Genomic DNA, 24,880 nt, shown 5'->3' on the forward strand with positions numbered 1-24,880 from the left:
AACTGCCCGAGTTGCGTCTGTGAACGGGTGGCCCGGGGGAGCGGTGGAATGAGCAAGCGGCAGACACAGAAGATGCTGCGGCTGATGGCGAGCGGGGAACCGGTCGAGCTGACCAGCCCGATGGCGTCCGTGAAGAAACTCGCCCGGCTGGCCTTCGTGGCCCAGCAGTTCGGCTACGAGTACGCCGACGTCCGCCAGAGCAGCGGCCGCAACGGCGCGCTCATCATGCTGCTCGTGCCCGACCCGAGCCCGCAGGCCCGGGCCCGGGCCGGGCAGAACTGGGCGCAGTACCCCAATGCGGCCGACGGCGTGTCCCTGCCGCCCCTCGTGCCGGACGCGTTCGAACTCCTCAAGGCCCGCATCAACTTCGACCTCACCGGCAAGAGCGCCGAGAAGCGCATGGGGTACGGGGCCCTGGGCGTCACCGTCGGCTGTGTGATCCTCGCCTTCCGGTTCGGTGGTCAGTCGGACGACTTCGTCGCGGCCGGTGTGGTGTGGCTGCTGCTCATGGCGGTCTTCGGCATCGGTTTCCTGGTGACGCGCAAGCGCAACGCCAAGTTCGCGGCCCGGCTGCAGGCGGCGGGCTTCACGCCGGTGCACGACGAGAACGGGCGGCTGCGGTATCTGCCGCCGGGGGCGCAGCAGCCCGGGCACGGCAACCCGTTCGCGAGCGGTCCGTACGGGGCCGTGCCGGGCCAGTCGGGTCCGGCGGTGGGGGCGCCGGCGGCCTACGGGCAGCAGACGCCCGGACCGTACGCCCAGCCGGCGCCCGGGCCGTACGCCCAGCCCGGGCAAGCCCCGTACCCCGGCCAGCCCGCTCAGGCCGCTTACGGCGGTCAGCCCGCTCAGGCTCCCTACGGCGGCCAGCCCGGGCAAGCCCCGTACCCCGGTCAGCCCGCGCAGGCCCCGTACCCGGGTCAGCCCGCGCAGGCCCCGTACCCGGGTCAGCCCGCGCAGGCCCCGTACCCGGCCCAGCCCGCGCCCGGCCCCTACGGTGCGCAGCCTCCCGGCCCGTACGCCCAGCCGTACCACCAGCCCCACCCGCAGCAGAACCCCCACGGGCAGCCCCCGCAGCACTGAGACGGAACCTTCCGGAACCTCTCATCCCGCCCGAGCCCGGGGTGAGAGCAAAGTTCCCTCGCGGTCACCGGGTGCCACAGGCAGGAAACGCGCCCTCCCTACCTTCGGGGTCAGTCAGTCGAAGTACGACCGAGCCCGGAGCACAGTGGAGGCGTCATGACAGGTCCTGGCACAGCACCCGCACCCCCGAGCAAGGGCGGACGCTGGATCCGGCACTGGGACCCGGAGAACGAGACGTTCTGGAAGGAGACCGGGGAGAAGGTCGCCCGCCGGAACCTCTTCTTCTCCGTACTGTCCGAGCACATCGGTTTCTCGATCTGGACCCTGTGGTCCGTGCTGGTGCTGTTCATGGGCCCGGAGTACGGGCTCACCCCCGCCGACAAGTTCATGCTGACCTCGATGGTCACGCTGGTCGGCGCCGTCGTCCGCGTCCCCTACACCTTCGCCGTGGCGATCTTCGGCGGACGGAACTGGACGATCATCTCCGCGGCCCTGCTGCTGATCCCGACCTGCGCCGCGTTCGCCGTGATGGAGCCGGGAACCTCCTTCTCCACGTTCCTGCTCGTCGGCCTGCTCGCCGGTGTCGGCGGCGGCAACTTCGCCTCCTCCATGACCAACATCAACGCCTTCTTCCCGCTGCGGAAGAAGGGCTGGGCCCTCGGCCTGAACGCGGGCGGCGGCAACATCGGCGTGCCGGTGATCCAGCTGGCCGCTCTCGCGATCATCGGCGCCGGCGGCGGGCCGCGTGTGCTGCTCGGGATCTACATCCCGCTGATCCTCGTCGCCGCCGTCATGGCCGCGCTCTTCATGGACAACCTCGAGCACGTGAAGAACGACACCGGTGCCGCCAAGGACGCCGCGCGGGACGCCCACACGTGGATCATGTCCTTCCTCTACATCGGCACGTTCGGTTCGTTCATCGGCTACAGCTTCGCCTTCGGCCAGGTCCTCCAGAACCAGTTCGGACGCACCCCGCTGGAGGCGGCGTACGTCACCTTCATCGGCCCGCTCCTCGGCTCGCTGATCCGGCCCCTGGGCGGCTGGATGGCCGACAAGTACGGCGGGGCGAAGATCAGCCTGTGGAACTACGTCGCCATGGGCGCCGCCACGGCGGTCCTGATCGGCGCCTCCATGGAGAAGTCGCTGGCACTGTTCACCGGGGCGTTCGTGGTGCTGTTCGTGCTCAGTGGCCTCGGCAACGGCTCGACGTTCAAGATGATCCCGGGCATCTTCCAGAACAAGGCCCTGGCCAAGGGTTTGGAGGGCGAGGAGGCCGCGGCGTACGGGCGGCGGCTGTCCGGGGCCTCCATGGGTCTGATCGGCGCGGTGGGCGCGCTCGGCGGTGTCGGCATCAACCTCGCCTTCCGCCAGTCCTTCCTCTCCTACGGTTCGGGCACCGGGGCGTTCGTCGCCTTCCTCGCCTTCTACGCGGTGTGCTTCGTGGTCACCTGGGCCGTATACCTTCGCCGTACGGCTCCCCGGGTACCCGTCAGCACGACGGCCTCGGAGGCGAAGCCGCAGCTCAGCTACGCGGACGTGTGACGTAACACCAGCGACATCACGCCGATCCGAGCCTGTCACGAGCCGTTGACAGGCTCGATCGGCATGTAGGTACGCCGTACCCACGAAGTACGACGACTCGAGTGCGGGACGAGAGCCATGTACGAAGAACAGCGACCGGACCACGGGCCCCTGGCGGGTTTCACCGTCGGTGTGACGGCAGCGCGCCGGGCCGACGAGCTCGGGGTGCTGCTGCAGCGACGCGGTGCCGCCGTCCTGCACGCCCCTGCTCTGCGGATCGTGCCGCTCGCCGACGACAGCGAGCTGCTGGCGGCGACGAAGGACATCATCGAGCAGGTGCCGGACATCGTCGTGGCCACGACCGCGATCGGCTTCCGGGGCTGGGTCGAGGCCGCCGACGGCTGGGGGCTGGGGGAGGAGTTGCTGTCGCGGCTGGGCGGCGTACGGATCCTGGCGCGCGGGCCGAAGGTCAAGGGCGCGGTCAGGGCGGCCGGGCTGACCGAGGAGTGGTCGCCGTCGTCGGAGTCCATGGCGGAGGTGCTGGACCGGCTCCTGGAGGAAGGGGTCGAGGGGCTGCGGATCGCGATCCAGCTGCACGGTGAGCCGCTGCCCGGGTTCGTGGAGGCGCTGCGGGAGGGCGGGGCCGAGGTGGTCGGGGTGCCCGTCTACCGCTGGATGCCGCCGGAGGACATCACCCCGGTCGACCGTATGCTCGACGCGACGGTCGCCCGCGCCCTGGACGCGGTCACCTTCACCAGTGCCCCGGCCGCGGCCTCCCTCCTCTCCCGGGCGAAGGACCGCGGGCTGCTCGACGAGGTGCTGGCGGCTCTGAGCCACGACGTCCTGCCGGCCTGCGTGGGCCCGGTCACCGCGGTGCCCCTGCAGTCCCACGGCATCGACACGATCCAGCCCGAACGCTTCCGGCTCGGCCCCCTGGTCCAGCTCCTCTGCCAGGAACTGCCCGCGCGGGCCCGCTCGCTGCCCGTCGCCGGTCACCGGATGGAGATCCGCGGCCACGCCGTCGTGGTCGACGGTGACCTCAAGCCCGTCCCGCCCGCGGGCATGGCCCTCCTGCGCGCCCTTTCCCGCCGCCCCGGCTGGGTCGTCGCCCGCGCGGACCTGCTGCGCGCCCTTCCCGGCTCCGGCCGCGACGAACACGCGGTGGAGACCGCCATGGCCCGTCTGCGCACGGCCCTCGGCACTCCCAAGCTGATCCAGACGGTGGTCAAGCGGGGCTACCGCCTGGCCCTGGACCCGAGTGTGGAAACGAAGTACGCGGACGCCTGAACGCGCCCGGGAGTTGAGCCGGATCACGACAATCACCGCCCCTCGGTTCAGCCGCTGGTACGCGAGGCCGGCGGGCCGTCCCGGCCGGTGGGCCGCCCCGCTCGGCCTGAACGCCTGTGCCGTTTCGGCCGTCTGCCGCGGCAAGGCGTGCGCGAGGGGTTTCCGGCGTCGTGGCGGGCAGGCACTGTAGGGGGGAGCGGTCCACCGGCCCTCTCGTCCGGCGTCTCACGCGTCTCACCGGAGCCCTCGCGACCGGGGTGAACCCTAGGCGGTGACAGGCACATGGCACTGAGCACGGCCACGGCCTCCAACGAGCTGCGCTTCGACACCGGGCGGATCTGCCTGGACCTGCTGACCACCACGCACCCCGAGGAGCGGCTCGACTCCGTGGACGTGCTGCGCGCCTGGATCACCGGCTCGGGGCTCGTCCCGGCGGACACCGTTCTGGCCCACGCCGACACCGGCTGGCTGCTCGCCTTCCGCGAACTGCGCGCCCAGGTCGACCGGTTGGTGCGTCGTCGGCCGAGACCCCAAGTCGCGACGTACGACCTCGCCCTCGCCCGCGTGAACGACCTGGCCCGCACCGCGCCCCCGGCACCCCGCGCGGTCCGCGGCGAGGACGGCCGGCTGCTGCGACGGCTGGACGGCCCGCCCGGCTGCGCCGCGCTGCTCGCGGCCGTCGCCCGGGACGCCGTGGACCTGCTGACCGACCCCGTCGCCCGCGCGGCCCTGCGCCAGTGCGAAGGGGACAACTGCCCCATCGTGTACCTCGACACCTCCCGCGGACGCAGGAGGCGCTGGTGCTCCAGTGAGGTGTGCGGGAACCGCGAACGCGTCGCCCGGCATCGCCGCCGCGCGGCACTCTCCCGCGCGTGAAACGGAATTGAGTGGTCCGTGCACTCAATTCCCCTGTCCTAAATGCTACTTCTGCGACCGCGACGTCGAAGTGATTTCGATTACATGCCGTTTACCTACGCCACCGTAGGGAAGGCCTGGCTTGATCTGGTCGATGTGGCGGAAATGTAAAGAACGCGGGGTGGGAATGTGACTCCATGTCCCGCTCGTCACGTCATCTCGAAGAAATCTGTCGGGTCTCTTTGAACGCCCAACCGCTCGCGTCCGTACGGCATGTGGAGCGACCGACTGGGGGAACCCCCGGACATCGGAGGTGGGCGTGCGCAAGGATTCCGTCGTGGCCAATGAACGAGCACCGAGGGCCCGACATCGCATGTCCCAGCCCTCGGAACCCGATGAGGAGCTGATGCGTGCGCTCTATCGCGAACACGCCGGACCCCTGCTGGCATACGTCCTGCGCCTGGTCGCCGGAGACCGGCAGCGCGCCGAGGACGTCGTGCAGGAGACGCTCATCCGTGCCTGGAAGAACGCCGGCCAGCTCAACAGAGCGACCGGATCGGTACGCCCCTGGCTGGTGACGGTCGCCCGGCGCATCGTCATCGACGGCCACCGCAGCCGGCAGGCCCGGCCGCAGGAGGTCGACCCGTCGCCGCTGGAGGTCATCCCCGCGGAGGACGAGATCGACAAGGCGCTGTGGCTGATGACTCTCTCGGACGCACTCGACGACCTGACGCCCGCCCACCGGGAGGTGCTCGTCGAGACGTATTTCAAGGGGCGTACCGTCAATGAGGCGGCCGAGACCCTGGGCATACCCAGCGGCACCGTCCGCTCCAGGGTGTTCTACGCCCTGCGTTCGATGAAGCTGGCACTGGAGGAGCGGGGGGTGACGGCGTGATGAGTGTTTACGGGGGTAACCAAGGGTTCGGTACGGGAGGCATGGGTATGTCTGGTCCCATGCAGGAATCTCCGGTGCCGAACGAGCACGAGACCGTCGGCGCCTACGCCCTCGGCATCCTCGACGACGCCGAAGCGACCGCGTTCGAGGCCCACCTCGCCACCTGCGAATGGTGCGCCCAGCAGCTCGACGAACTGGCCGGCATGGAGCCGATGCTCGCCGCCCTCGCCGATCTGCCCGGCTCCGGCAGCACACCCGCGATCGGCGAGTCCCTGTCCGCGAAGCCCCGGCCGCGCCTGGTGGAGAAGCTGGTCGACGAGGTCGCCGACCGCCGCGCCCAGAAGCGCCGCCGCAGCTTCTACATGGTGGCCGCGGCCGGTGCGCTGATCATCGGCGGCCCGTTCGTCGCGGTCGCGACGAACGGCGGCGACGGCGGCAGCGGCGGTGCGGAGAACCGCCCGCTCGCGGCGAGCCCCGCGAAGGCCGCCTTCGAGGGCATCTCCGACAAGATCACCGCCACCGACCCGAACACCAAGGTCTCCGCCACCGTCGCCCTCCAGAAGAAGGACTGGGGCACGGGCATGGTCCTGGAGCTGAAGAACGTCAAGGGCCCGCTCAAGTGCGCCCTCGTCGCGGTCGGCAAGAACGGCGAGCGCGAGACGCTGTCCTCCTGGTCCGTCCCGGAGTGGGGCTACGGCCTCCCGGACGCCAAGTCCGCCAAGGCCAAGGAGCCCCTGTACGTCCAGGGCGGTGCCGCCTTCGAGCCGAACGAGATCGACCACTTCGAGGTCGTCACCTTCGACGGCAAGCGGCTGGTCGAGGTCGACGCGTAGGACTGTTCGGCCGTACGGCAGGCGCCATTGGGGCCAACAGGTCCCGCGCCTGCCCGCCGGCCCGTAGCTTCCAGGGGTCCCCTTCGCGTACGGTTGACGGCTGCCCAGCACGTCAGAAGGGGGCCCGGTGGCCGCTCAGGCTCACAGACAAGGCGCGGTCGGTTCGGTGCACGACTCGGTGCACGACTCGGTTCGTGACCGGGAGATCCACGTCGAACAGGAACACCTGGACCGGGTGTACCAGCGTCTCGAGGAGAAGATCCACGAGGCGGAGTTCCTCATGCAGGACGCGGCCCGGCGCGGCCAGGTCGGCACGCCCGGCGCACTCGCCGAACGGGACGCGCAGGTCTTCCGCGCGGGCATCCACCTCAGCCGGCTGAACAACGAGTTCGAGGACTTCCTCTTCGGCCGCATCGACCTGCTGACCGGCAAGGACGGCAAGAAGGGCCCCGACGGGGCGTACACCGCCATCGAGCCGGCGGAGGGCGCCGTACGCCCCGACAACACCGCCGAGATCGCCGAGACCCTGCACATCGGCCGCATCGGGGTCCTCGACCGGGACTACGCGCCGCTGGTCATCGACTGGCGGGCCCCGGCCGCCGCCCCCTTCTACCGCTCCACACCGGTCGACCCCGGCCGGGTCGTCCGCCGCCGCGTCATCCGCTCCAAGGGCCGCCGGGTCCTGGGTGTCGAGGACGACCTGATGCGCCCCGAGCTGACGGCGTACCTCGACGGCGACGAGCTGCCCGTCATCGGCGACGGCGCCCTGATGGCCGCGCTCGGGCAGGCCCGCAGCCACACCATGCGCGACATCGTCGCCTCCATCCAGGCCGAGCAGGACCTGGTCATCCGCGCCCCGGCCGCCTCCGTGACCTACGTCGAGGGCGGCCCGGGCACCGGCAAGACCGCCGTCGCCCTGCACCGCGCCGCCTACCTCCTCTACCAGGACCGGCGCCGCTACGCGGGCGGCATCCTGATCGTCTCGCCGACCCCGCTGCTCGTCGCCTACACCGAGGGCGTGCTGCCCTCCCTCGGCGAGGAGGGCCAGGTGGCCATCCGCGCCATCGGCTCCCTGGTCGAGGGCAGCGAGGCCACGCTCTACGATTCCCCGTCCGTGGCCCGCGCCAAGGGCTCCTCCCGCATGCTCAAGGTGCTGCGCAAGGCCGCGCGCGGCGCCCTGGAGCTGAACGACCCACCGGCCCGGCTGCGCGTGGTCGCCTTCGGCCGCCGCCTGGAGCTGGAAGCCGGGCAGCTCGACGGCATCCGCCGCGCGGCCCTCGGCGGCACCGCCCCGGTGAACCTGTTGCGCCCGCGCGCCCGCAAGCTCCTCCTGGACGCCCTGTGGGAGCGGTCCGGCGCGGCCGGCCGGCACTCCGACCCCGAACTCGCGGCCGAGCTGCGCTCCTCCTTCGACGAGGACATCACCTCCGAGGACGCCTTCATCGCCTTCCTCGACGCCTGGTGGCCGGAGCTGACCCCGGCGGCCGTCCTGGTCGCCATGGCCGACGAACGCCGCCTCGGCCGCTGGGCCCGGCGCATCCTCAACCCCGGCGAGGTCCGCAAGGTCGCCCGCTCGCTCAAGCGCGAGGGCCGCACCGTGCACGACATCGCCCTGCTCGACGAGCTCCAGGCCGTCCTGGGCGCCCCGGCCCGCCCCCGCAGGAAGCGCGAACTCGACCCGCTCGACCAGCTCACCGGCCTGGAGGAGCTGATGCCGGTGCGCGAGGAGTCGCAGCGCGAGCGCGCCGAACGCCTCGCCCAGGAACGCGTCGAGTACGCCCACGTCATCGTCGACGAGGCCCAGGACCTCACTCCGATGCAGTGGCGCATGGTCGGCCGCCGCGGCCGGCACGCCACCTGGACGGTCGTCGGCGACCCGGCGCAGTCCTCCTGGTCCGACCCGGACGAGGCCGCCGAGGCCCGCGACGAGGCCCTCGGCACCCGACCCCGCCGCCGCTTCGAACTCACGGTGAACTACCGCAACCCGGCCGAGATCGCCGAGCTGGCCTCCAAGGTCCTCGCGCTCGCCATGCCCGGCTCCCTGTCGCCGAAGGCGGTCCGCTCCACCGGCGTCGAACCCCGCTTCACCGTCGTGGCGGACACGCTGGGCGCCACCGTCCGCGACGAGGCCGCCCGGCTGCTGGAGCGCGTCGACGGCACGGTCGGCGTGGTCGTCGCCATGCAGCGACGCGAGGAGGCCCGCCGCTGGCTCGCCGGTCTCGGCGACCGGGTGGTGGCCCTCGGCAGCCTGGAGGCCAAGGGCCTGGAGTACGACGCGACGGTCGTGGTCTCCCCGGCGGAGATCGCCGACGAGTCCCCGGCCGGACTGCGCGTCCTCTACGTCGCGCTGACCCGGGCCACCCAGCAGCTCACGGTCGTCTCCGCCGACCGGGACGAGCCGGACGCGGGGGGAGTTCCGGATCTGCTCAGGGACTGAGGCCCGGTCGTGTTCGGGGACTGAGGCCCGATACCCACTTGCAGGCGAAATGAACTACCGATACGGGAATGGCCTTACGGGATCTGTTTGTTAGCCTGGTTGTGGCACCGGCTCGATCCAAGCCCCCGGGCCCAACCTTCGTCGCTACGAGCGACCACTTGCCGCGAGGCGAGCATGGCGGGTCGGTGCCACTTACTTCGAAGAGACCCACGTCCACGTGACGTGGGTCTCTTTTGCTGGCCCCCTCCTGGCCCTTTCCGCGAACAAAACGTTCGCAATCGAGGGCGGCTACCTGCTACTCAGCGGTAGGTGCGACGATCGGACGGCACAACTCAAGCTCAGGTGAAAGCAGAGGAAGTCGGCCATGGCAACGGCGCCCAGCGTCTCCTACTCGATGACGGTCCGGCTGGAGGTGCCCGCGAGCGGAACCGCCGTCTCGCAGCTCACCACCGCCGTGGAGTCCTCCGGAGGCTCGGTGACCGGCCTCGACGTCACCGCGTCCGGTCACGAGAAGCTCCGCATCGACGTCACCATCGCGGCCACGTCGACCGCGCACGCGGACGAGATCGTGGAGGAACTCCGCGGCATCGAGGGCGTCACCCTGGGCAAGGTCTCGGACCGGACCTTCCTCATGCACCTCGGCGGCAAGATCGAGATGGCGTCGAAGCACCCCATCCGCAACCGTGACGACCTGTCCATGGTCTACACCCCGGGCGTGGCCCGGGTGTGCATGGCGATCGCCGAGAACCCCGAGGACGCCCGCCGCCTCACCATCAAGCGCAACTCCGTTGCGGTCGTGACGGACGGCTCGGCCGTGCTGGGCCTGGGCAACATCGGCCCCAAGGCCGCGCTGCCCGTCATGGAGGGCAAGGCCGCCCTGTTCAAGCGGTTCGCCGGCATCGACGCCTGGCCGATCTGCCTCGACACCCAGGACACCGACGCGATCGTCGAGATCGTCCAGGCGATCGCCCCGGGCTTCGCGGGCATCAACCTGGAGGACATCTCCGCCCCGCGCTGCTTCGAGATCGAGGCCCGGCTGCGTGAGGCCCTCGACATCCCCGTCTTCCACGACGACCAGCACGGCACCGCGATCGTCGTCCTCGCCGCCCTGACGAACGCGCTGCGCGTCGCCGGCAAGGCCATGGAGAACATCCGCGTCGTCATGTCCGGCGCCGGCGCCGCCGGTACGGCCATCCTGAAGCTGCTGCTCGCCGCGGGCGTCAAGAACGCCGTCGTCGCCGACATCCACGGTGTCGTGCACGCGGGCCGTGAGGACCTGGTGGACGCCGCCCCCGACTCGGCGCTGCGCTGGATCGCCGACAACACCAACCCCGAGGGCCTCACCGGCACCCTCAAGGAGGCCGTGCGCGGCGCCGACGTGTTCATCGGAGTCTCGGCCCCGAACGTCCTCGACGGCAACGACGTGGCCGCCATGGCCGAGGGCGCCATCGTGTTCGCGCTTGCGAACCCGGATCCCGAGGTCGACCCGGCAATCGCCCGTCAGACCGCGGCCGTTGTCGCCACCGGCCGCTCGGACTTCCCGAACCAGATCAACAACGTGCTGGTCTTCCCGGGTGTCTTCCGCGGTCTGCTGGACGCGCAGTCCCGTACGGTCAACACCGAGATGATGCTGGCCGCCGCGAAGGCCCTCGCCGACGTGGTGACCGAGGACGAGCTGAACCCGAACTACATCATTCCGAGCGTTTTCAACGACAAGGTCGCGGGCGCGGTCGCCGGCGCCGTGCGGGAGGCCGCCAAGGCGGTCGGTGCGACGGTGGGCAGCCCGGCCGGCGTCTGAGGCCGAGGCCGGACCGGGCCCCCACGGGCCCGGCCCCCGGACTGTGAGTAACCCCACGGCAGCCTGGAACCCGGCGCGTCGCAAGAACCCTGTCAGCAGCGGAGCTATCGTGGCGCCAGGCTCAGGCCCTCTTTTCGTGTGACTCCCCAAGGGTGTTCTCACGACTCCTGCGGGTGCCGGATTGGCTTTCCCGCCGCAGGTAGGGGCAGGATGCGTCCCTGGGCGCGAGGGTCTGACGACGGACCCGGGTCCGGGGACTCATCGAGGACCCTGGCAGCATCGGCTTCGATCTGACGCCTCAACGGCAAGATGAACACGGGAGTAAGAACATGAACCGCAGTGAGCTGGTGGCCGCGCTGGCCGACCGCGCCGAGGTGACTCGCAAGGACGCCGACGCCGTGCTGGCCGCGTTCGCCGACGTCGTCGGCGACATCGTCTCCAAGGGCGACGAGAAGGTCACCATCCCCGGCTTCCTGACCTTCGAGCGCACCCACCGTGCCGCTCGCACCGCCCGCAACCCGCAGACCGGCGAGCCCATCCAGATCCCCGCCGGCTACAGCGTGAAGGTCTCCGCGGGCTCGAAGCTCAAGGAAGCGGCCAAGGGTAAGTAAGCGGCCCGTCGCGTGCGCCGTGGGCAACTGCGGGCCGCCTCTGGCCGGTCGCGCAGTTCCCCGCGCTCCTTCGGGGCGCGCCACGCAGTACCGCATGAAACGCCGAGGGGCGGCCACCTGATCCAGGTGGCCGCCCCTCGGCGTGTGCGGTGCGGGACTACCCGAGCGCCTTGCCCGGCAGCTCCACCTTCGCGCCGAGCTCCACGAGCTTCTCCATGAAGTTCTCGTAGCCGCGGTTAATCAGGCCGATGCCGTGGACCCGGGACGTGCCCTGGGCCGCCAGGGCCGCGATCAGGTACGAGAAGCCGCCGCGGAGGTCGGGGATGACCAGGTCCGCGCCCTGCAGCTTGGTCGGGCCGGAGACGACGGCCGAGTGCAGGAAGTTGCGCTGGCCGAAGCGGCAGTTCGAGCCGCCCAGGCACTCGCGGTAGAGCTGGATGTGCGCGCCCATCTGATTCAGGGCGGACGTGAAGCCGAGGCGGGACTCGTAGACCGTCTCGTGGATGATGGACAGGCCCGTGGCCTGCGTGAGGGCGACCACCAGCGGCTGCTGCCAGTCGGTCTGGAAGCCCGGGTGGACGTCCGTCTCCAGCGCGATGGACTTCAGCTGGCCGCCGGGGTGCCAGAAGCGGATGCCCTCGTCGTCGATCTCGAAGGCACCGCCCACCTTCCGGTAGGTGTTCAGGAACGTCATCATCGAGCGCTGCTGCGCGCCGCGGACGTAGATGTTGCCCTCGGTCGCCAGCGCCGCCGACGCCCAGGACGCGGCCTCCAGGCGGTCCGGGAGGGCGCGGTGGTTGTAGCCGCCGAGCTGGTCCACACCCGTGATGCGGATCGTCCGGTCGGTGTCCATCGCGATGATCGCGCCCATCTTCTGCAGCACGCAGATGAGGTCCTCGATCTCCGGCTCGACGGCCGCGTTGGACAGCTCCGTGACGCCCTCCGCGAGGACGGCCGTCAGCAGCACCTGCTCGGTCGCGCCGACGGACGGGTACGGCAGGGCGATCTTCGTGCCGCGCAGCCGCCGGGGCGCCTCCAGGTACTGGCCGTCGTCCCGCTTCTCGATCTTCGCGCCGAACTGCCGCAGCACCTCGAAGTGGAAGTCGATGGGCCGGCCGCCGATGTCGCAGCCGCCGAGGCCGGGGATGAACGCGTGGCCGAGGCGGTGCAGAAGGGGGCCGCAGAACAGGATCGGAATCCGGCTCGAACCGGCGTGGGCATCGATGTCGGCGACGTTCGCGCTCTCCACGCGCGTCGGATCCATCACCAGTTCGCCGGGCTCGTCACCCGGACGGACCGTCACACCGTGCAGCTGCAGCAGACCCCGCACGACCCGGACGTCGCGGATGTCAGGAACGTTGCGCAGCCGGCTCGGAGCGCTGCCCAGCAGCGCTGCGACCATGGCCTTCGGTACGAGGTTCTTCGCACCGCGGACACGGATCTCGCCCTCCAGCGGGGTTCCGCCGTGGACAAGCAGGACATCGTCGTTGACGGTCATGAATCTCGCGTTCCATGGAGTCGGGCAGGGGCCAGAAGGGAAAGGGTAATCGCCCACCACCCCCCTTCTGTAAGCCTGAGGGAGACCCAGCCACGTCACCGCTCTGTCACAACACGAACCGTTCCCTGCCGGGCACATGGGGTCACGGCCTGTCTCGTGCGCGTGGGACGCTTCGGTGCGCCCTGAGCTGCGGCCCCCTCCCCGTGCCGCATTGGCTCCCCACGCGCGGGGAGAATGCGGGATCATGTCTGCCATGACCGAGGTGTCCTCGCTCACAGGGCGGTTGCTCGTGGCCACCCCCGCCCTGGCGGACCCGAACTTCGACCGTGCGGTGGTGCTGCTCCTCGACCACGACGAGGAGGGCTCGCTCGGCGTCGTCCTCAACCGCCCCACCCCGGTGGGCGTGGGGGACATCCTGGAGGGCTGGGGGGATCTCGCCGTGGAACCGGGTGTCGTGTTCCAGGGCGGCCCGGTGTCGCTGGACTCGGCCCTCGGGGTCGCGGTCGTCCCCGGGGGCGCGACCGGCGAGGCCGCCCCGCTGGGCTGGCGCCGGGTGCACGGCGCGATCGGCCTGGTCGATCTGGAGGCCCCGCCGGAGCTGCTGGCCTCCGCCCTCGGCTCCCTGCGCATCTTCGCCGGGTACGCCGGCTGGGGGCCGGGCCAGCTGGAGGACGAGCTGGCGGAGGGCGCCTGGTACGTCGTCGAGTCGGAGCCCGGTGACGTCTCGTCCCCGTCTCCCGAGCGGCTCTGGCGCGAGGTGCTGCGCCGCCAGCGCAGTGAGCTGGCGATGGTGGCGACGTACCCGGACGACCCGTCGCTCAACTGATGCGTGCGGGCTTCAGTACCCTTGGCCCTATGAGCACTCTCGAGCCCGAGCGCGGGACTGGTACGGGGACCCTCGTTGAGCCGACGCCGCAGACCTCGCACGGTGACGGTGACCACGAGCGCTTCGCCCATTACGTCCAGAAGGACAAGATCATGGCGAGCGCCCTCGACGGCACCCCCGTCGTGGCGCTGTGCGGCAAGGTCTGGGTGCCGGGCCGCGACCCGAAGAAGTACCCCGTGTGTCCCATGTGCAAGGAGATCTACGAGTCCATGAGCTCCGGGGACGAGGGCAAGGGCGACCAGTAGTCCCGGCCTGCGGGATGTGAGGCCCCCTGGGTGCGTTTCGCGCGCCCTGGGGGCTTTTGTGCTGTCCGGGCGTTGCGCAGGGTGCGTCCGCCGGTCACAGAGTGGTTGAGACCTCTTGTCGGCGTGTTCATGCGGTCCCTAGCCTCCGTTGAGTTGTGCACGGCGAAATCTTCATTGCGCATGTTGCAACACTCTCTCGGAGGAACACTTCATGAAGCTGTCCGTCCGTTGTGCCGGGCTCACCGCCCTGGCCGCTCTCCTGGCCACCGCCTGCGCGCCCCAGACCTCCTCGAACTCCTCCTCCGGCAAGGACGAGAAGACCGGCACCCTGCGCGTGTGGCTCTTCCAGGAGGTCGGCAACGCCCCCAAGGAGAAGGTCGTCGACTCCGTCGTCGCCGGCTTCGAGAAGGCCCACAAGGGCACGAAGGTCGAGGTCGAGTACATCCCGGTCGAGACCCGCGCCCAGCGCGTCAAGGCCGCCTTCAACGACCCCGGCTCCGCGCCCGACGTGATGGAGTACGGCAACACCGACACGGCCGGCTACGTGAAGGACGGCGGACTCCTCGACGTCACCGAGGAGTTCGGCGACTGGAGCGAGGCGAAGGACACCGACCCGACGGCGAAGCAGTCCGTGACGGTGGACGGCAGGCTCTACGGCGCCCCGTTCTACGTCGGCGTCCGCGCCCTCTACTACCGCACGGACGTGTTCGAGGAGCTCGGCCTGTCCGTCCCGAGGACCATGGACGAACTCGCCTCCACCGCCCGGAAGATCCGCGCCGCGAAACCCGAGCTGTACGGGCTGGTCGTCGGCGGCGCCTACACCTACGGTGCGATGCCGTTCGTATGGGCCAACGGCGGCGAACTCGCGAGCGGCAAGGGCGGCTCGTACGCGTCCGGCATCGACAGCCCGGAGGCCCGCAAGGGCATCAAGGCGTACACGTCCCTCTTCGGCGACGACAACTGCCCGGCCGCCAAGTGCGCGGGCATGGGGGGCAACGACACGGTCAGCGCCTTCGCCGCCGGCAAGGCGGGCATGGCGATCGGCGGCGACTTCAGCCACACCGCCGTCGAGGCCGGGAAGGTCAAGGGCAAGTACGCCGTCGTCCCGCTGCCCGGGGTGAAGTCCGGCTCGATCGCTCCCGCCTTCGCGGGCGGCAACAACATCGGCGTCCTGAAGAGCACCTCTCACCGCACGCTCGCCGTGCGGCTGATGGAGCAGCTCGCCTCGAAGGAGACGCAGAGCGAACTCTTCGACGCGATGGGCTTCCTGCCGACCTTCACGGACGTCCGGACGCGGGCCGCCGCGAAGGAGCCGTTCGTGAAGCCCTTCGTGCGGACCCTCTCCGGAGGCACCAGGTTCGTCCCGGCGTCTCCCGCCTGGGCCCGGATCGACTCCTCCCTCGTCCTGCCGACGATGTTCCAGGAGGTCGTCAGCGGCAAGAAGGACGTCACGACAGCCTCCGAGGACGCCGCGAAGAAGATGAACGACGCGTTCGGTTCCGCGGGGTGAGCCCGGTGAACGACCGCGGTTCCGTGAAGGCCCCTGCGGCCGACGCGGCACCGACCGTGCCGTCCCCCCGGTCCCCGCGCGAGACCCCCGAGGACCGGGGCGGCCGCACCCCCCGCCGGGCCGCCCGCGGTACCGGCGGCTGGACCCCCTGGCTGTATCTCGCGCCGGCGCTCCTCGTGCTCGGGGGACTGCTCGTCTACCCGATCTGGCAACTCGGGCTGATCTCCTTCTTCGAGTACACCCAGGCGCAGGTCAGCGGTGGGGAGCCGGCCACCTTCGAGGGGTTCGGGAACTACGCCGAGCTGTTCGGGGATCCGCAGTTCTGGCAGGTGCTGCTCGCCACCGTGCTGTTCGCGGCGGCCTGTGTCGTCTCCACGCTCGCCGTCGGCTGCGCCCTGGCCGTGCTCCTCACGCGCGTCCGGGCCGTACCGCGGCTCGCGTTGATGCTGGCCGCCCTGGGCGCGTGGGCGACCCCGGCCGTGACCGGCTCCACGGTGTGGCTGTTCCTCTTCGACCCGGACTTCGGCCCGGTCAACCGGATGCTGGGCCTCGGCGACCACTCATGGACCTACGGCCGCCTCAGCGCCTTCTTCCTGGTGCTGCTCGAAGTGGTGTGGTGCTCCTTCCCGTTCGTGATGGTGACCGTCTACGCGGGGATCCGCGCCGTACCCGCCGAAGTGCTGGAGGCCGCCTCCCTGGACGGCGCCTCGCAGTGGCGCGTCTGGCGCTCCGTATTGGCCCCGATGCTCAGGCCGATCCTGGTCGTCGTCACCATCCAGTCGGTCATCTGGGACTTCAAGGTCTTCACCCAGATCTACGTCATGACGAACGGCGGCGGCATCGCCGGCCAGAACCTGGTCCTGAACGTCTACGCCTACCAGCAGGCCTTCGCGTCCTCGCAGTACGGCCTCGGCTCGGCGATCGGCGTCGTGATGCTGCTGATCCTGCTCGCCGTCACGCTGGTGTACCTGCGGCTGCTGCGCCGGCAGGGGGAGGAATGGTGAATCCGCTCCGCGCCCGTGTGCGCCGCCCGGGCCGGCTGGCCGCCGAGGCCTCCGCCCTGCTGATCGCGGTCGTCGTCGCCTTTCCCCTGTACTGGATGCTGCTCAGCGCCTTCAAGCCGGCCGGGGAGATCGAGTCGAGCGAACCCCGGCCGTGGACGCTCGCGCCCTCCCTGGATTCCTTCCGGCGGGTCTTCGGGCAGCAGGAATTCGGCCGCTACTTCCTCAACAGCCTTGTCGTGGCGGGCTGTGTCGTGATCGCCTCCGGGCTGATCGCGTTTCTCGCCGCGACCGCCGTCGCGCGATTCCGCTTCCGTCTCCGGACCACCCTTCTGATCATGTTTCTGGTGGCCCAGACGGTGCCCGTGGAAGCACTCACCATCCCCCTCTTCTTCCTCATGCGGGACGCCGGTCAGCTGAACACGCTGGGCGCGCTGGTCCTGCCCCACATCGCCTTCTCACTGCCCTTCGCGATCTGGATGCTGCGGGGGTTCGTGAAAGCCGTTCCGGAGGCACTGGAGGAGGCCGCGTACATCGACGGGGCGAGCAGGGCGCGATTCCTCTGGCAGATCCTTTTCCCGCTCGTCCTGCCGGGTCTCGTGGCCACCAGCGTGTTTTCGTTCATCTCCGCCTGGAACGACTTCCTGTTCGCCAAGTCGTTCATCATCAGCGACACCTCGCAGTCGACGCTGCCGATGGCCCTGCTCGTCTTCTACAAGCCCGACGACCCGGACTGGGGCGGGGTCATGGCCGCCTCCACGGTCATGACGATCCCGGTGCTGGTCTTCTTCGTACTCGTACAGCGGCGCCTGGTCTCCGGACTGGGCGGAGCGGTGAAGGACTGACGTGACCGACCTGATTCCCGCGCCCCGCGGTTCCGTCGCAGGTTCCGGCGAGGTGCGGCTGACACGGCACTCCCGGCTCTGTGCCGACACCGCGACGGAAGGCGTCGGCCACTGGCTGAGCGCCGCCCTGCGGCAGGCCACCGGCCTGCCGCTGCGCGAAGGGCGACAGCCCGACGACACCGGCGGCTGCATCGGGCTGCGACTCGACCCCGGGCTCGCCCCCGAGGAGTACCGCCTCGTCAGCGACCCCGGCGGCGTCCTCGTCGAGGGCGGCGACGCGGCCGGTGTCTTCTGGGGCGCCCAGACCCTGCGGCAACTCCTCGGCCCCGACGCGTACCGCAGGGCCCCGCTCGACCGTGACCGCGTCTGGAGCGTGCCGTATCTCAGGATCGAGGACGCCCCCCGATTCCGCTGGCGCGGCCTGATGCTCGACGTCGCCCGGCACTTCACACCCAAGGAAGGCGTGCTGCGCTACCTCGACCTGATGGCGGCGCACAAACTCAACGTCTTCCACTTCCATCTGACGGACGACCAGGGCTGGCGCATCGAGATCGAGCGGCATCCGCGGCTGACCGGGATCGGCTCCTGGCGCGCCCGTACGAAAACCGGCCACCGGGCCTCGCCGTTGTGGGAGGACAAGCCGCACGGCGGCTACTACACCCAGGACGACATCCGGGAGATCGTCGCCTACGCCGCCGAGCGGCATATCACCGTCGTCCCCGAAATCGACGTACCGGGACACTCGCAGGCCGCCATCGCCGCATACCCGGAACTCGGCAACACCGACGTCATCGACACGACCGCCCTCTCCGTCTGGGACACCTGGGGAATCAACCCGAACGTACTCGCCCCCACCGACAACACCCTGCGCTTCTACGAGGGCGTCTTCGAGGAAGTGCTCCGGCTGTTCCCCTCGGAGTTCGTGCACATCGGCGGCGACGAATGCCCCAAGGACCAGTGGCGGCGGTCCGAGACGGCCCAGGCGCGCATCGGAGAACTCGGGCTCGCCGACGAGGACGAGCTCCAGTCCTGGTTCATCGGGCACTTCGACACCTGGCTCACCGCGCGCGGACGGCGGCTGATCGGCTGGGACGAGATCCTGGAGGGCGGTCTGGCGAAGGGCGCGGCCGTGTCGTCCTGGCGCGGTTACGCCGGGGGCATCGCCGCCGCCCGGGCCGGTCACGACGTCGTCATGTGCCCCGAGCAGCAGGTGTACCTGGACCACCGTCAGGACCCGGGCCCCGAGGAACCGGTACCGATCGGGTGGGTGCGCACCCTGGAGGACGTCTACCGGTTCGAGCCCGTTCCGCCGGAGTTGACGCCCGAGGAGGCGCGGCACGTGCTGGGCACGCAGGCCAACCTGTGGACCGAGGTGATGGAGGACCACGCACGCGTCGACTACCAGGCCTTTCCCCGCCTCGCGGCCTTCGCCGAAGTCGCCTGGAGCGCCCTGCCCGCCCCGGCGGAACGGGATTTCGCCGGGTTCCAGCGCCGTATGACCGCCCACTACCGGCGCCTGGACGCCCTGGGCGTCGCCTACCGGCCCCCGTCCGGCCCGCTGCCCTGGCAGCGGCGCCCCGGCGTGCTGGGCCGCCCGCTCGACGGCCCGCCGCCCGGCCGGTAGCGCCGGCCACCGCGACCGAACAGCTCGAACAGGCCACGGAAAAAGCGCACAAGGGTCACCGAAAGTGCCAATCGGCATGCATTGGCGAACCTGTGCGAAAACGGACCATCTCGCCGGTGAGGTGGGCGAATGCCTCCTAGCGGACCCGTGTCCTCGGCTCTCGCCAAGATGTGCCAGAGTTGCCACGTCCGCCCTGTCAGCACGTACCGTACGGCAGCACAGGTGGGACCAGGTGGGGCAGCGGGAAGGGGCAGCCGGTTTGACCACGCACGCACCGCAGGCGGCGCAGGCCGTCACGCTGCCCACGACGCTGGACGAGGCCGTCGCGGCGCTCACCGCCGTGCCCGCCGCCGTGCCCGTCGCGGGCGGCACCGACCTGATGGCCGCCGTCAACTCGGGGCAGCTCAGGCCCGCCGCCCTGGTGGGCCTCGGCCGGATCAGCGAGATCCGCGGCTGGCAGTACCTGGACGGTCACGCGCTGCTCGGCGCGGGCCTCACGCACGCCCGCATGGGCCGTCCCGACTTCGCGGCCCTGATCCCGGCGCTCGCCGCCGCCGCGCGCGCCGCGGGCCCGCCGCACATCCGCAACGCGGGCACCCTCGGCGGCAACATCGCCTCGGCCGCCCCCACCGGCGACGCGCTGCCGGTGCTGGCCGCCCTGGAGGCGACCCTGATCATCGCGGGACCGGGCGGAGCCCGCCGGGAGATCCCCGTCTCGCACCTGCTGGCCGGGATGGACATGCTGCGCGCCGGTGAACTCATCGGCTTCGTGCGCGTACCGCTGCTGCACGCCCCGCAGGTCTTCCTGAAGGCCACCGGCCGGACCGGCCCGGGGCGCGCGGTGGCGTCCGTGGCCCTGGTCCTGGACCCCGCGCGCCGGGGTGTGCGCTGCGCGGTGGGAGCCATAGCGCCGATGGCGCTGCGGCCCCTGGAGGCGGAGCAGTGGGTGGCCGGCCTCATCGACTGGGACAACAACCGCGCGCTCGTCCCGGAGGCGCTGAACGCCTTCGGCGAGTACGTCGCCGCGGCCTGCATCCCCGACGCGGCGCCGGCCGAGGACGGCTCGGTCGCACCGCTTCCGCCCGCCGTACTGCACCTGCGGCGCACCGTCGCCGCGCTGGCCCGACGAGCACTGGGGAGGGCGCTGTCGTGAGCGACGACCGGCACGGAGAGGGCACGCCCCGGGGCGGCAGCCGCTGGGACCCGCTGCCCCAGGGCGAGTACGACGACGGCGCCACGGCCTTCGTCGAACTGCCCGAGGGGGGCGTCGACGCCCTGCTGGCCGCCGACAGTCCGCTGGCCGCGCCCGGCCACGGCTACGTACCGCCGCAGATAACGGTCAATCCCGCGACGACGGCCGGCACCGACCCGGCGGCCACGGGCGCGTGGCCGGTGCCCGGCGCGCCGGTCGACGGGGCGCAGTGGCACGACCCGAACGCCGCGCACCAGCAGCACGGCCACGAGCGCGGCGCGCACCGGCAGCAGGGCCACGACGTGCCCGAGCAGCCCTACGGCTCCGACACGCCGTACGACCCCGGGACCCCCTATGGCTCCGGCGCGACGGCGCCGCAGTACGGCGGGGACGACCGGTTCACGTACGACCCCCCGGCGACCGGCCAGTGGAACTTCGAGGAGGCCGCGGCGGCGGCCGAGGCCGCGCCCGGCCATGACGTGACCGGGCAGTGGTCCATCCCCGTCGCCGGGGGCGACCTTCCGGACGAGTCGGGCGAATTCACCACGTCCTCGCTGGTCGAGCAGTGGGGCGGCACCCCGCCGGCCACGCTGCCCGGCGGCGCGCCCGCGCCCTGGGCGACGCAGGCCCCGGGCCGGCCGTGGGGGCAGCAGGACCCGCAGGACCCTGCGGGGCAGGAGGCGGCCCAGCCGGGCCATCCCCACGAGCACGGGCCCGACCAGGGCCACGCGCACGACCAGCAGCACGGGCAGCGGGCCGACGCCGGACCGGCCTCCGGATACGCCCCGGAGCAGCAGGCGGGCCCGGACGGGGAGTTCGGCCATGCGCCGGAGGCGTCCGGGAGCACCGGCCACGCACCGGATACGCCCGGCGCCCCTCACGCGCCTCAGCCCTCGGACTACGCACCGGTGGGGCCCGAGGAGGCCGGCCACCCGACGGACCCGTCCCGGTTCGCCGAGCAGGGGCCGGAGCAGGCCGAGTACGCCGACCACGGGCGGGAGTCCGTCGAGTACGCCGACCACGGACCCGAGCAGGCCGAGTACGCCGACCACGGGCGGGAGTCCGTCGAGTACGCCGACCACGGACCCGAGCAGGCCGAGTACGCCGACCACGGGCCGGAGTCCGTCGAGTACGCCGACCACGGGCCGGAGTCCGCCGACGTCCCCCGGCCCGGGCCCGAGTCGTCCGGCTCCGCCGGTCACCCGATGCCTGCCGCCCACCCGCCCGAGCCCCCGTACGCGGAGGCATTCGGCGACTTCCGGGGCGAGTTCCCCGGCGAACCCCTGCCCGAGGCGCGCCCGGAAGCCGCCTCGCTCCCGCAGGACGCCTACGAAGCCTCACAGGCCGCTCCCGGAGCCGGTGAGCACGCCGACGACGCGCAGGACGCCCCAGGGGCTCCAGAGGCCGCCGACAGCCCCTCCGAGCCCGCTGCGGAGCCCCTGCCGGCCGAGGCGGACGCCGACGCCGGCACCGGCCAGGAGACCGCCGACGGCGGGTCCCAGGACGATCCCGCCCCGGACGAGGACCCGGACACCCACCCGGCCGACGCCCCCTCCGGCACCGCTCCCCAGGAGGAACACCCCCTCGCCTCGTACGTCCTGCGCGTCAACGGCACCGAACGCCCCGTCGCCGACGCGTGGATCGGCGAGTCCCTGCTGTACGTGCTGCGTGAGCGGCTCGGACTCGCGGGCGCCAAGGACGGCTGCTCACAGGGCGAGTGCGGCGCGTGCAACGTCCAGGTCGACGGGCGGCTCGTGGCGTCCTGCCTGGTCCCCGCCGTGACCGCCGCCGGCAGCGAGGTCCGTACCGTCGAAGGCCTGGCCGAGGACGGACAGCCGTCGGACGTGCAGCGGGCGCTCGCGCGCTGCGGCGCCGTGCAGTGCGGCTTCTGCGTCCCCGGCATGGCGATGACCGTGCACGACCTGCTGGAGGGCAACCCGGCGCCCACCGAGCTGGAGACCCGCCAGGCGCTGTGCGGCAACCTGTGCCGCTGCTCGGGCTACCGGGGCGTGGTGGACGCCGTCAAGGAAGTCGTCGCCGAACGCGAGGCCCACTCCGCGCCCGGCGACGGTGACACCGGAGAGGCCCGCATCCCGCGCCAGGCGGGCCCGGGCGCCGGTGGCGTGAACGCGTCGGCCTTCGGGGCGCCCCCGGAACCGCACGCCCCCGGACCGCACTCCCCAGAAGCGCACGACCAGCCCTACGGCCAGGACGGAGGCCCCGCGTGAGCAACGAAGCAGCCACCGCCCAGGCCGCACAGGCCGCGGAGGCCGCCCCGGCCCCGGAACCGCTCCCGCACGGCATCGGCGCCTCGCTCCCGCCCGCCGACGCCCGCGCCAAGACGGAGGGCACCTTCCCCTACGCCGCCGACCTGTGGGCCGAGGGCCTGCTGTGGGCGGCCGTGCTGCGCTCACCGCACCCGCACGCGCGCATCCTGTCCATCGACACCACCCACGCGCGGGAGATGCCCGGCGTCCGCGCCGTCGTCACCCACGAGGACATCCCCGGCAGCCCGTTCCACGGCCGCGGCACGGCCGACCGCCCGGTCTTCGCCTCCGAGGTCGTGCGCCACCACGGCGAGCCCATCGCCGCCGTCGCCGCCGACCACCCGGACACCGCGCGCATGGCGGCGGCCGCCGTCATCGTCGAGTACGAGGTGCTCGACCCGGTGACCGACCCGGAGCAGGCCTTCGAGGCCGAGCCGCTGCACCCCGACGGCAACCTGATCCGGCACATCCCGCTGAGCCACGGCGACCCGGACGCGGCCGGCGAGATCGTCGTAGAGGGCCTGTACCGCATCGGCCGCCAGGACCCCGCGCCCATCGGCGCCGAGGCGGGCCTGGCCGTGCCGCGTCCGGACGGCGGGGTGGAGCTGTACCTCGCCTCCACCGACCCGCACGCCGACCGCGACGCGGCCGCCGCCGCCTTCGGACTGGAACCCGAGCGCGTCAAGATCGTCGTCACCGGCGTCCCGGGCGCCACGGCCGACCGCGAGGACCAGGGCTTCCAGCTGCCGCTCGGCCTGCTGGCGCTGCGCACCGGCTGCCCGGTGAAGCTCACCGCCACGCGCGAGGAGTCCTTCCTCGGCCACGTCCACCGCCACCCCACCCTGCTGCGCTACCGCCACCACGCCGACGCCGAGGGCAGACTCGTCAAGGTCGAGGCGCAGATCCTGCTCGACGCGGGCGCCTACGCCGACACCTCCTCCGAGGCCCTGGCCGCCGCCGTCGCCTTCGCCTGCGGCCCGTACGTCATCCCGAACGCCTTCATCGAGGGCTGGGCCGTACGCACCAACAACCCCCCGTCCGGCCATGTACGCGGCGAAGGCGCCATGCAGGTGTGCGCCGCCTACGAGGCGCAGATGGACAAGATCGCCAAGAAGCTCGGCCTCGATCCGGCGGAAGTGCGGCTGCGCAACGTGCTGGCGACCGGCGACGTGCTGCCGACCGGCCAGACCGTGACCTGCCCCGCCCCGGTCGCCGAACTCCTCCAGGCCGTACGGGACTTCGAGCTGCCGCCGCTGCCCAAGGACACGCCCGAGGACGAGTGGCTGCTGCCCGGCGGACCCGAGGGCGCGGGGGAGCCGGGCGCGGTGCGCCGGGGCGTGGGCTACGGCATCGGCATGGTGCACATGCTCGGCGCGGAGGGCGCGGACGAGGTCTCCACGGCCACGGTGAAGGTCCACGACGGGGTCGCGACGGTGCTGTGCGCGGCCGTCGAGACCGGCCAGGGCTTCACGACGCTGGCCCGGCAGATCGTCCAGGAGACGCTCGGCATCGACGAGGTGCACGTGGCGCCGGTCGACACCGACCAGCCTCCCGCGGGCGCGGGTTGCCGCGGCCGCCACACCTGGGTCTCGGGCGGGGCGGTCGAGCGCGCGGCGAAGATGGTCCGCACGCAGCTCCTCCAACCGCTCGCCCACAAGTTCGGCATGTCGACCGAGCTGCTCCAGATCACCGACGGCAAGATCACGTCGTACGACGGCGTTCTCTCCACGACCGTCACCGAGGCGCTGGACGGCAAGGAGCTGTGGGCCACCGCCCAGTGCCGCCCGCACCCGACCGAGCCGCTGAACGAGACCGGCCAGGGCGACGCCTTCGTGGGCATGGCCTTCTGCGCGATCCGCGCGGTGGTGGACGTCGACATCGAGATCGGCTCCGTGCGGGTCGTGGAACTCGCCGTCGCCCAGGACGTGGGCCGCGTCCTGAACCCGGCCCAGCTCGCCGCCCGGATCGAGGCGGGCGTGACCCAGGGCGTGGGCATCGCGCTCACCGAGAACCTCCGCACGCCGCGCGGCATCGTCCGCCACCCCGACCTGACCGGCTACGCCCTCCCGACCGCCCTCGACGCGCCCGACATCCGCATCGTCCGGCTGGTCGAGGAACGCGACGTGGTCGCCCCCTTCGGCGCCAAGGCGGTCAGCGCCGTGCCGGTGGTGGCGTCCCCGGCGGCCATCGCGTCCGCCGTCCGGGCCGCGACGGGCCGCCCTGTGAACCGCCTCCCGATCCGCCCTCAGGCAGCGGTGGTCACGGAACGGGCCTGAGCCTGTCCGTGCCGCCGGCCGGGGCGGCCGTGCCCGGGGCATCGGAACCCGGTCGCCGGGTCTCGGCCGAGGCACTTCGGAACTGACGTCGCGCGCGCCGGAGACAGGAAGCGATTTCTGCGGAGAGGGAACGCGCGGGGGTGCTCTGAGCGTCTTGTGAGGTGGACGCGTGGGGTTGTTGGGCGCGCGTCGCTGTTCCGGGGCGTTGTCAGTGGTGGG

19 protein-coding genes are annotated in these 24,880 nt (G+C 71.8%); 18 read left to right on the top strand and 1 reads right to left on the bottom strand.

Annotated features, from left to right (window positions below):
• Window positions 1-48 precede the first annotated feature (48 nt).
• The 9 genes from ABTX60_RS17520 to ABTX60_RS17560 all read left to right on the top strand — a co-directional run bounded on the left by ABTX60_RS17520 (window position 49) and on the right by ABTX60_RS17560 (window position 11,317).
• Window positions 49-1,080: a hypothetical protein gene (locus ABTX60_RS17520; protein ID WP_352097919.1), complete on the top strand. Its 1,032-nt coding sequence runs from the start codon at window positions 49-51 to the stop codon at window positions 1,078-1,080.
• 156 nt (window positions 1,081-1,236) lie between these two features.
• Window positions 1,237-2,622, top strand: a complete 1,386-nt coding sequence (locus ABTX60_RS17525) for a nitrate/nitrite transporter (RefSeq protein ID WP_352097920.1) — start codon at window positions 1,237-1,239, stop codon at window positions 2,620-2,622.
• Window positions 2,623-2,739: 117 nt separating this feature from the next.
• The gene (locus ABTX60_RS17530) at window positions 2,740-3,888 is read left to right on the top strand and encodes a uroporphyrinogen-III synthase (RefSeq protein ID WP_352097921.1); all 1,149 of its coding nucleotides are present in this window, start codon (window positions 2,740-2,742) and stop codon (window positions 3,886-3,888) included.
• A 282-nt stretch (window positions 3,889-4,170) separates the two neighbouring features.
• A complete protein-coding gene (locus ABTX60_RS17535; RefSeq protein ID WP_352097922.1) occupies window positions 4,171-4,764 on the top strand; it encodes a CGNR zinc finger domain-containing protein in 594 nt (197 codons plus the stop codon).
• Window positions 4,765-5,116: 352 nt separating this feature from the next.
• A complete protein-coding gene (locus ABTX60_RS17540; RefSeq protein ID WP_010039908.1) occupies window positions 5,117-5,638 on the top strand; it encodes a sigma-70 family RNA polymerase sigma factor in 522 nt (173 codons plus the stop codon).
• On the top strand, window positions 5,638-6,471 hold the full coding sequence (locus ABTX60_RS17545; RefSeq protein ID WP_352097923.1) for an anti-sigma factor family protein: 834 nt from the start codon (window positions 5,638-5,640) through the stop codon (window positions 6,469-6,471). The genes ABTX60_RS17540 and ABTX60_RS17545 overlap by 1 nt, the downstream gene beginning before the upstream one ends.
• Before the next feature lie 127 nt (window positions 6,472-6,598).
• Complete coding sequence (locus ABTX60_RS17550; protein WP_352097924.1) at window positions 6,599-8,908, top strand: HelD family protein; 2,310 nt, start codon at window positions 6,599-6,601, stop codon at window positions 8,906-8,908.
• Window positions 8,909-9,272: 364 nt separating this feature from the next.
• Window positions 9,273-10,706, top strand: a complete 1,434-nt coding sequence (locus ABTX60_RS17555) for an NAD-dependent malic enzyme (protein ID WP_352097925.1) — start codon at window positions 9,273-9,275, stop codon at window positions 10,704-10,706.
• Window positions 10,707-11,035: 329 nt separating this feature from the next.
• Window positions 11,036-11,317, top strand: coding sequence for an HU family DNA-binding protein (locus ABTX60_RS17560; protein ID WP_003990598.1), 282 nt, complete (start codon window positions 11,036-11,038; stop codon window positions 11,315-11,317).
• A 157-nt stretch (window positions 11,318-11,474) separates the two neighbouring features.
• Here ABTX60_RS17560 and murA read toward each other — a convergent pair whose 3' ends face one another.
• Window positions 11,475-12,815, bottom strand: coding sequence for a UDP-N-acetylglucosamine 1-carboxyvinyltransferase (gene murA / locus ABTX60_RS17565; RefSeq protein WP_344454209.1), 1,341 nt, complete (start codon window positions 12,813-12,815; stop codon window positions 11,475-11,477).
• Window positions 12,816-13,068: 253 nt separating this feature from the next.
• Between murA and ABTX60_RS17570 the strand changes: the two genes are divergently transcribed.
• The 9 genes from ABTX60_RS17570 to ABTX60_RS17610 all read left to right on the top strand — a co-directional run bounded on the left by ABTX60_RS17570 (window position 13,069) and on the right by ABTX60_RS17610 (window position 24,661).
• Window positions 13,069-13,641: a YqgE/AlgH family protein gene (locus ABTX60_RS17570; RefSeq protein ID WP_352098094.1), complete on the top strand. Its 573-nt coding sequence runs from the start codon at window positions 13,069-13,071 to the stop codon at window positions 13,639-13,641.
• Between the two features lie 29 nt (window positions 13,642-13,670).
• Window positions 13,671-13,946 (top strand): DUF3039 domain-containing protein, encoded by a 276-nt coding sequence (locus tag ABTX60_RS17575; RefSeq protein ID WP_053669953.1) that lies wholly within the window; start codon window positions 13,671-13,673, stop codon window positions 13,944-13,946.
• Between the two features lie 211 nt (window positions 13,947-14,157).
• Window positions 14,158-15,456 carry an extracellular solute-binding protein gene (locus ABTX60_RS17580; protein WP_352097926.1) on the top strand — a complete coding sequence of 433 codons (1,299 nt, stop codon included), beginning with the start codon at window positions 14,158-14,160 and terminating at the stop codon, window positions 15,454-15,456.
• Window positions 15,457-15,512: 56 nt separating this feature from the next.
• Complete coding sequence (locus tag ABTX60_RS17585) at window positions 15,513-16,460, top strand: carbohydrate ABC transporter permease (RefSeq protein WP_502992345.1); 948 nt, start codon at window positions 15,513-15,515, stop codon at window positions 16,458-16,460.
• Complete coding sequence (locus ABTX60_RS17590; protein ID WP_352098096.1) at window positions 16,457-17,302, top strand: carbohydrate ABC transporter permease; 846 nt, start codon at window positions 16,457-16,459, stop codon at window positions 17,300-17,302. Before ABTX60_RS17585 ends, ABTX60_RS17590 begins: the two co-directional genes overlap by 4 nt.
• Before the next feature lies 1 nt (window position 17,303).
• A complete protein-coding gene (locus tag ABTX60_RS17595) occupies window positions 17,304-18,926 on the top strand; it encodes a beta-N-acetylhexosaminidase (RefSeq protein WP_352097927.1) in 1,623 nt (540 codons plus the stop codon).
• Between the two features lie 259 nt (window positions 18,927-19,185).
• A complete protein-coding gene (locus tag ABTX60_RS17600) occupies window positions 19,186-20,079 on the top strand; it encodes an FAD binding domain-containing protein (protein ID WP_053669840.1) in 894 nt (297 codons plus the stop codon).
• Window positions 20,076-22,346 carry a 2Fe-2S iron-sulfur cluster-binding protein gene (locus ABTX60_RS17605; RefSeq protein ID WP_352097928.1) on the top strand — a complete coding sequence of 757 codons (2,271 nt, stop codon included), beginning with the start codon at window positions 20,076-20,078 and terminating at the stop codon, window positions 22,344-22,346. Before ABTX60_RS17600 ends, ABTX60_RS17605 begins: the two co-directional genes overlap by 4 nt.
• Window positions 22,343-24,661, top strand: coding sequence for a xanthine dehydrogenase family protein molybdopterin-binding subunit (locus tag ABTX60_RS17610; protein WP_352097929.1), 2,319 nt, complete (start codon window positions 22,343-22,345; stop codon window positions 24,659-24,661). The genes ABTX60_RS17605 and ABTX60_RS17610 overlap by 4 nt, the downstream gene beginning before the upstream one ends.
• The last annotated feature ends 219 nt before the right edge of the window (window positions 24,662-24,880 follow it).

Source organism: Streptomyces sp. NPDC126510 (genome assembly GCF_040302345.1).
Classification (GTDB): Bacteria; Actinomycetota; Actinomycetes; order Streptomycetales; family Streptomycetaceae; genus Streptomyces.

Bases quoted from the DNA above. Each gene is read 5' to 3' on its own strand.
- ABTX60_RS17520 (WP_352097919.1), top strand. From the start codon at position 49: ATGAGCAAGCGGCAGACACAGAAGATGCTGCGGCTGATGGCGAGCGGG.
- ABTX60_RS17525 (WP_352097920.1), top strand. From the start codon at position 1,237: ATGACAGGTCCTGGCACAGCACCCGCACCCCCGAGCAAGGGCGGACGC.
- ABTX60_RS17530 (WP_352097921.1), top strand. From the start codon at position 2,740: ATGTACGAAGAACAGCGACCGGACCACGGGCCCCTGGCGGGTTTCACC.
- ABTX60_RS17535 (WP_352097922.1), top strand. From the start codon at position 4,171: ATGGCACTGAGCACGGCCACGGCCTCCAACGAGCTGCGCTTCGACACC.
- ABTX60_RS17540 (WP_010039908.1), top strand. From the start codon at position 5,117: ATGTCCCAGCCCTCGGAACCCGATGAGGAGCTGATGCGTGCGCTCTAT.
- ABTX60_RS17545 (WP_352097923.1), top strand. From the start codon at position 5,638: ATGAGTGTTTACGGGGGTAACCAAGGGTTCGGTACGGGAGGCATGGGT.
- ABTX60_RS17555 (WP_352097925.1), top strand. From the start codon at position 9,273: ATGGCAACGGCGCCCAGCGTCTCCTACTCGATGACGGTCCGGCTGGAG.
- ABTX60_RS17560 (WP_003990598.1), top strand. From the start codon at position 11,036: ATGAACCGCAGTGAGCTGGTGGCCGCGCTGGCCGACCGCGCCGAGGTG.
- murA (WP_344454209.1), bottom strand. From the start codon at position 12,815: ATGACCGTCAACGACGATGTCCTGCTTGTCCACGGCGGAACCCCGCTG.
- ABTX60_RS17570 (WP_352098094.1), top strand. From the start codon at position 13,069: ATGACCGAGGTGTCCTCGCTCACAGGGCGGTTGCTCGTGGCCACCCCC.
- ABTX60_RS17575 (WP_053669953.1), top strand. From the start codon at position 13,671: ATGAGCACTCTCGAGCCCGAGCGCGGGACTGGTACGGGGACCCTCGTT.
- ABTX60_RS17580 (WP_352097926.1), top strand. From the start codon at position 14,158: ATGAAGCTGTCCGTCCGTTGTGCCGGGCTCACCGCCCTGGCCGCTCTC.